The organism is Ilyobacter sp., assembly GCF_041583315.1.
Taxonomy (GTDB): Bacteria; Fusobacteriota; Fusobacteriia; order Fusobacteriales; family Fusobacteriaceae; genus Ilyobacter.
Genome location: NZ_JBFHGC010000317.1, coordinates 1 through 3,503, shown reverse-complemented (window position 1 = coordinate 3,503; position 3,503 = coordinate 1). Strand labels below are relative to the sequence as shown.

The 3,503-nt window shown below is 40.1% G+C and carries 4 protein-coding genes and 1 tRNA gene; all 5 read right to left on the bottom strand.

The genetic code is table 11. The features are described from left to right. Nucleotides 1-70: 70 nt before the first annotated feature. Nucleotides 71-146: transfer RNA gene (locus ABZA26_RS10595), tRNA-Val, on the bottom strand. A 367-nt stretch (nt 147-513) separates the two neighbouring features. Next, nucleotides 514-1,425: an ATPase gene (locus ABZA26_RS10590; protein ID WP_372714497.1), complete on the bottom strand. Its 912-nt coding sequence runs from the start codon at nt 1,423-1,425 to the stop codon at nt 514-516. Next, a complete protein-coding gene (locus ABZA26_RS10585; RefSeq protein WP_372714496.1) occupies nt 1,425-2,474 on the bottom strand; it encodes a rod shape-determining protein in 1,050 nt (349 codons plus the stop codon). The genes ABZA26_RS10590 and ABZA26_RS10585 overlap by 1 nt, the downstream gene beginning before the upstream one ends. Then, complete coding sequence (locus ABZA26_RS10580; RefSeq protein ID WP_372714495.1) at nt 2,474-2,857, bottom strand: Mini-ribonuclease 3; 384 nt, start codon at nt 2,855-2,857, stop codon at nt 2,474-2,476. Before ABZA26_RS10580 ends, ABZA26_RS10585 begins: the two co-directional genes overlap by 1 nt. After that, nucleotides 2,845-3,503, bottom strand: a 659-nt coding sequence (locus ABZA26_RS10575; protein ID WP_372714494.1) for a DALR domain-containing protein, incomplete at its 5' end; no start/stop codon positions are given. The genes ABZA26_RS10580 and ABZA26_RS10575, both read right to left, overlap by 13 nt.

Below are 3,503 nucleotides of genomic sequence, written 5' to 3'. Positions count from 1 at the left end.
GAGACTCGAACTCGCGACCCCCGGCGTGACAGGCCGGTGCTCTAACCAACTGAGCTACGCCCCCATTATATGGTGGTCGCAACAGGACTTGAACCTGTGACCCCCTGCTTGTAAGGCAGGTGCTCTCCCAACTGAGCTATGCGACCTAATCAACTAGAGTAGTATATCTTATATGCCACAATAAATCAATTCAGTTAAGGTCTGATCTGATCTGTTTAAAGCTTTTTATTACGTTAAAATCGATTTATCAAAGACTTAACGTCTATTACATTTTAATTTTTATCCGGGTATTTATTATTGGTACTTTCAGACTTTCCTCATGGCAGAAAAGCATCCCAATAATATTTTCTGCCTCTGGTCAGGACATAACCCAAAATTATACTTGCATTACCTGTTATTTTTAGATACTCACTTGGATCAGACAGTGGATCTTTCCCAAGTATTTATTTTTTTCGGTTACTTTCTTTGGACAAGTAAAGAAAGTAACCGAGCTTCTAAATTTAATACTTCAGTTTAAATCTCCGAAAAAAACATCTTAAGAGCCAGCTGAAGATTGACAGGAAACCTCAGCATCCCCTTTATATAAAGAAGCCTCTCCGTCTTAGAAAGATCGTTATTTAGGAGAATTCCTTCATACATTATACCCTCGGCTATATTCCGGTCTCTAGAGCCCCTATAGATCTCCTCTGCAAAATAAATTTTTTCAATATCTTCCAGAAATTTTCTGTTACCCATAAAGTCCCTCAGAGATTTTTGAATCTTTACCCTGCTTTCTATATCACCGTCTTTGACATAATTTTTTATATGTTCCCCTATATCACCGTAGGAAACAGGATGGCTCAGATCTATATCACTCTTTTTATATCTTTCTATCTCCCCTACATCTCCGAAAAAAAACTCATACTCCTCACTGGTTACCCCCATCTCTTCAGGGCTTTTCTTTTTTATATGCACTGCTGTACATCGGGATATTATAGTGGGAATTATATTCAGAGAGTGGGATGTGAGAATAAAGAAAGTTCCTGCTCCAGGTTCCTCTATTATTTTCAGCAGAGCATTGGCTGCTTCTGCTCTCAGATTCTCCACGTCTTTAAGTATAAAAACCTTTTTTCTCCCCTCATAGCTGCTGCTAGAGGCTTTGTATATGAGCTCTCTTACTTGACTTATCTTTATCCCTGTAGGGTCTTCCACCACTTCCACATCGGGATAATTCCCGGAATCTATTCTGAGACACACATCACATCTGCCGCAAAAATCCAGTGGTTCTTCACTGCAGTTCAGAGCTTTGGCAAAAGCCAGGGTGAACTCCATGAGTTCGCTCCCTCTTTCACCGTGAAAGAGGTAAGTCCCTGACTTTTTTCCCATTTTTATTTCATTCTGCAAGAAACTTTTGACCTCTTCGTTGGATATCATATCTCCAAACATTATCTTTCCGCCTTTTCAATCTTCCTTAGGACTTCGATTTTGTCAAGAGCCATCCCTGCTCCGATAACTACACTTTCCAGAGGGCTTTCTGACAATTTTACAGGAAGATGTGTGTGTTTTGAAATAAGCTCAGGGAAATTTCTTATTAGAGAGCCTCCCCCTGCCATGACTATACCCTTGTCCACTATGTCTGCAGACAGTTCCGGAGGAGTCTTCTCAAGAACCTGTTTTACAGATGTTACTATTTCCATGAGAGAATCCTCTATAGCCTCTAGCACCTCTCCGGAAGTTATAGTAAGAGGTTTAGGAAGACCTGTTACCATATCCCTTCCCTTTATTGTCATTGTTTCCTCTTCAGTTAGTGCCAGTGCTGTTCCTATCTGTATCTTTATCTGTTCAGCTGTCTTTTCCCCGATTAACAGATTATGAGTTTTTTTGATATATTTTATTATGTCCTCATCAAAGTTGTTTCCCGCTGTTCTTATTGATTTACTAACAACTGTACCACCTAGGGATATAACTGCTATATCAGTAGAACCTCCACCTATATCCACTATCATGTTACCTTCAGGTGCCGATATATCTATACCTGACCCCAGAGCAGCAGCCCTTGCTTCCTCTATAAGATAGGCTCTCTTGGCTCCGGCAGATATTGCAGCCTCCAGCACGGCTCTTTTTTCCACACCAGTAACCTCTATAGGAACACAGATCATCACTTCAGGAAGAATAAAGTTATATTTTCCGAAGACTTTTTTTATAAAGTACTTTATCATCGCTTCTGTAATGTCATAATCAGCTATTACACCTTCTCTGAGGGGTCTTACTGCAATTATATGATCGGGAGTTTTCCCCAGCATATCCTTTGCTTCCTGTCCCACTGCCAGTACTTTTTTAGTCTCTTTGTCCACTGCCACTACAGAGGGTTCATTGAGGACTATCTCCTCTCTCTGTTTATGATAGACCAGGGTATTTGCAGTTCCCAGATCTATACCTATACTTTTTTGAAATTTCATGCCAGGCCATTTGATTTTAAATTTAATTTTTTTCATTATTCTTCACCCTCTGATATATGATTTTCCAATATTTTTTTTATTCTGCCTGTCTCACCGTTGATATAAAAAGCTGCTATCAGTGCCTCAAAAGCCGTGGCCTCTCTGTATTCCATTATGCTGCACGATCTGGGGAAACTTTTTATATTGCTGTTTTTTGCTCTTCTTGCCACTGCTTTGTATTCGTCATCCAGTTCATCTAATATACTTTTAAAAATTACACTCTGTGCCTTTGCGTTCACAAATTTCTTTACCTTTTTATTCATTACATTTATTTTATACCCTTTTTCTACAAAATGCTCTCTCACAGCCAGTTCCCACACTGCATCTCCCAAATAAGCTAAGGGCAGTCCGCCGGCATCTTTCAAGTCTATATTGACCATGTTGTTTTGTCCTTACCGTCTTTTATTTTTACTCCCATATCACTCAGCCTGTCTCTTATCTGATCAGAAAGAGCCCAGTTTCTTTCCACTCTTGCATTCTGCCTGATCTCTAGTATGAAATCCACAAGCTCAGAAGTCATATCCCCTACTTTTCTCTCTACTTTGAGATCTACCCCGAGGACCTCTATAATTGCTTCTTTTATAAAGTCGGAAGTCTCCTGCAGAACCTCTCTTCCATCTTCATCCAGAGAAGTTCCGTCCATAAACTTGTTCATCTCTTTTATCAGCTCAAATACAGCCCCTATACCCTGGGAGGTGTTAAAATCCTCATCCATTCCGGCTATAAATTTCGCCCTGGATTCTTCCAGGACTTTTTTGAGACTTTCTAAAGCCTCAGGATTTCCTGTCCCGTCCCTTTCGTCCATCTTTTCCATGACTCTGATAAGGCTGTTTTCTATTCTCTCCACTGCTGCCTTTGCCTGATTGAGCTCATCTTCGGAAAAATCTATAGGTTTTCTGTAATGAGAGCTAAGTACAAAAAATCTCACTACCTTACCTTCAAATTTTTCCAGGACCTCTCTCAGAAGAAAGAAGTTCCCCAGTGACTTGGACATTTTTTCACCCTTTACGTTTATATATCCGTTGT

What these genes read in the sequence shown, in the direction of transcription:
- ABZA26_RS10590 (WP_372714497.1), bottom strand. Translation starts at nt 1,425, where the DNA reads ATGTTTGGAGATATGATATCCAACGAAGAGGTCAAAAGTTTCTTGCAG.
- ABZA26_RS10585 (WP_372714496.1), bottom strand. Translation starts at nt 2,474, where the DNA reads ATGAAAAAAATTAAATTTAAAATCAAATGGCCTGGCATGAAATTTCAA.
- ABZA26_RS10580 (WP_372714495.1), bottom strand. Translation starts at nt 2,857, where the DNA reads ATGGTCAATATAGACTTGAAAGATGCCGGCGGACTGCCCTTAGCTTAT.